Source organism: Longimicrobium sp., assembly GCF_036387355.1.
Classification (GTDB): domain Bacteria; phylum Gemmatimonadota; class Gemmatimonadetes; order Longimicrobiales; family Longimicrobiaceae; genus Longimicrobium.
Genome location: NZ_DASVTX010000560.1, coordinates 1 through 3,148 on the forward strand (window position 1 = coordinate 1; position 3,148 = coordinate 3,148).

At 72.7% G+C, this 3,148-nt stretch carries 2 protein-coding genes; both read left to right on the forward strand.

Going from position 1 to position 3,148, the window contains the following annotated elements; genetic code table 11:
* The first annotated feature begins 183 nt into the window (after positions 1-183).
* Positions 184-657: a hypothetical protein gene (locus VF665_RS24230; protein ID WP_331056066.1), complete on the forward strand. Its 474-nt coding sequence runs from the start codon at positions 184-186 to the stop codon at positions 655-657.
* Between the two features lie 163 nt (positions 658-820).
* On the forward strand, positions 821-3,004 hold the full coding sequence (locus VF665_RS24235) for an Ig-like domain-containing protein (protein ID WP_331056067.1): 2,184 nt from the start codon (positions 821-823) through the stop codon (positions 3,002-3,004).
* Positions 3,005-3,148: the final 144 nt, after the last annotated feature.

Sequence of the window (3,148 nt, forward strand, 5' to 3'; positions counted from 1 at the left end):
GGACGCCGTGAGCGACGACGACAGCGGCGGAGGCACCACGGCGCTGGTGACGTACACCGCGCGCACGGCCGGGCCCGTCGTCATTCGCGCCAACTCGCTGCGCGCGGGGCAGATGGGCCGCTACACCCTTCGGGTTCGATCCGGACCGTGAAGTTCATCACCCTCCTCCAGGAGAATCAGTCCATGAAAATGCGCACCCTTGCCGCCACGCTCGCGCTGGCTCCGCTCGTGGCCTGCTCCGGCGCGGCCACGACGAGCGGCACCACCAGCACGCCCGCCCCGTCGGGCGGCTCGGACCCGGTGGTGAGCCAGCTGCTCGCCGCGGCGTCCGAGCTTGCCGGCCAGCGCGGCTACACCCCGTCCAGCACCCGCCCCACCACGGGACGGCTGAACAACGGCACGCAGCAGGACGTGAACGTGACGCTCAACCAGGGGCGCGAGTACCTGGTGATCGGCATGTGCGACCGCGGCTGCAGCGACGTGGACCTGCAGCTCTTTGACGCGTCCGGCACCAAGGTGAGCGAGGACGTGATGGATGACGACGTTCCCATCCTGGAGTTCCGCGCGGCGTCCAGCGGCAGCTACCGCATGCGTGTGGTGATGGCCCGCTGCACCACCGAGCCGTGCGCGTACGGCGTGTCCGTCTACAGCAAGTAACGCCTCGGGGCGTCCGCACTCAGGGGGCTGGGTCGCGGGCCGTCCACAGGCGGCGCCGGGTGCGTGGCAGGATCGCGCATCCGGCGTTTTTCCTCCTCTGCGACCGGCCGCGCGGCTGGCCGCATCTCCGCATCCCATTCCATCTGCACCCGCAGGATTGTTGATGACGAGTTTTCGACGTTCTTTCCGCGCCTGCACGGCCGCCGCTCTCGCCGCGCTTGCGGCCTGCTCCGACGGCCTTCCCTCCGCGCCCGAGACGTCCGCGGCCGCGCCGCTGGCCACGCAGAAGGTGGAGTGCAGGGCAGACCTCGCCGCCGCCACCGTGGACTGCGGAGGATCGGACATGGGCGGGCGCGACGGCCTGGTGCTGGGCGGCCAGGGCACGCTGGTGAAGCTGACTTCCAGCGGGCTGGTGTACGCGGGCGGAACGTTCACCTTCGCCGTGCGGGTGCAGAACCTTCTGGGGCAGGCGCTGGGCACGGTGGATGGAACCACGCCAGCACCCGAAGGCGTGCGCGTGTTTCTGGCCGGGCCGCCCGCCGTAACCTCCGGAACGGGCGGCGTCGCCGTGGTTGCGGACGGCGTCGCCTCGTTTACCGGCGCCGACCAGGCGTACTACCAGTACAGCGAGGTGCTGGCGCCCAACGCCGTCAGCGCGCCGCGGACGTGGAGGTTCGACGTTCCCGCCACGGTGAACACCTTCAGCTTCAGCGTCTACGTGTCGGCGCCGGTGCGCTATCCGGACGGGTGGATCGGGTTCGCGGCGCCTCCGGGCACCCTTCCCGTGGGCGGATCGTTCATGCTGGCGCCGGCGGTGCTGGACCGGCTGGGGCGGCCGGTGGCGGGCCAGCCGGTCTCGTACGCCAGCTCCAATCCCTCCGTGGCGTCGGTGGATCCGGCGACGGGCGTCATCACCGCCGCGGCGCTGGGGACGGCCACCATCACGGCCACCAGCGGCACCCGCACGGGGACCGCGGCCGTAACGGTGGGCGCCCCGATCGCGTTCGCGTTCCTTTCGCCCACCAACGGCTCCACGCTGCTGGGCACCACGCTGCAGATGACGCTCACGCTGTACGACGCCAGCTTCAAGGTGCTCACCGGGCGCAACGTCGCGTGGAGCAGCAGCGATCCGTCGCGCGCCACCGTGAGCGGCACGGGGCTGGTCACCGCGCTCGCCGCCGGCCCCGCCGTCATCACCGCGATCGTGGAAGGCCGGACGCTGAACGGCACCATCACCGTCACCGTTCCCGCCGCGGGGCTCGTGCAGATGGCGCAGGTGGCGGTGGGCTTCAACCACGCGTGCGGCCTGGCATCGGGCGCGGCGTACTGCTGGGGGCCGAATGCGAACGGCCAGCTGGGCGCCGGGCTGGACGTGGGCGAGTACCGCAACGTGGCCACCGCGGTGTCGGGCGGGGTGGCGTTCGCGTCCATCACCTCGGGCCACTACCGCAGCTGCGGGCTCACCGCCGCCGGGGCCGCCTGGTGCTGGGGGAACAACGACGCCGGCGCGCTGGGCGACGGCAGCCAGACCCAGTCCGCCGTGCCCGTCGCCGTCGCGGGCGGGCACCTGTTCTCGGCGCTGGTAACGTCGCGCAACCACACCTGCGGCATCACCAGGCCGGCCGGCGCGGCGTACTGCTGGGGCGACAACGACTACGGCCAGCTGGGCAACGGGACAAAGACCGACGCCAGCACCCCCGTCGCGGTGCTGGGCGGGCACGCGTTCACCTCCATCAGCTCCACGTGGGACCACACCTGCGCGGTGGATGATGGGGGCGCGGCGTGGTGCTGGGGAACCAACCCGTGGGGCGGCCTGGGCGATGGGTCGCGCACGGAGCGCACCGCGCCGGTGGCGGTGGCGGGGGGCCTCACTTTCGCCTTGGTGAGCGCGGGGATGAGCTACAGCTGCGGCGTCACCACCGCCCAGGCGGCGTGGTGCTGGGGCGACAACAGCTTTGCGCAGCTGGGCAACGGGCTGGAAACCTCCGCCAACTCCAGCAACGTTCCGGTTCCCGTCAGCGGCGGGCTGTCGTTTCTGTCCGTGAACGCGGCGGGGCGGCCGGGCACCTGCGCGGTGGCCGTGGGCGGCGCGGCGTACTGCTGGGGGCGCAACGACAGCGGCATCACCCTGGGCACGGGGCCGTCCATCGGGTCGTCCAACGTGCCGGCGCGGGTGGCGGGCGGGCTGGCGTTCACCGCGTTGAGCGCCGGCGGGGGCAGCACCTGCGGCGTCACTGGCAGCGGATTCGCCTACTGCTGGGGCGCGGGCCAGACCGGCGCGCTGGGCCACGGCGCGTACGACAGCCGCGCGTTCGTAACGCCCGTGGCGCGCGGCGCCGTTCCGTAAGCGATTGCGGGCCCGCCGGATGGTCCCGCGGACGGGACCGCGGCAAGCGCCGGTTCGCCCCCGTTCTGCCGCGTGTGTTCGCAGACGGCGTGGCCCGCGACACGCGCCACCTCACGGCCGTGCTGGCGTGGTACACGGCCCCTG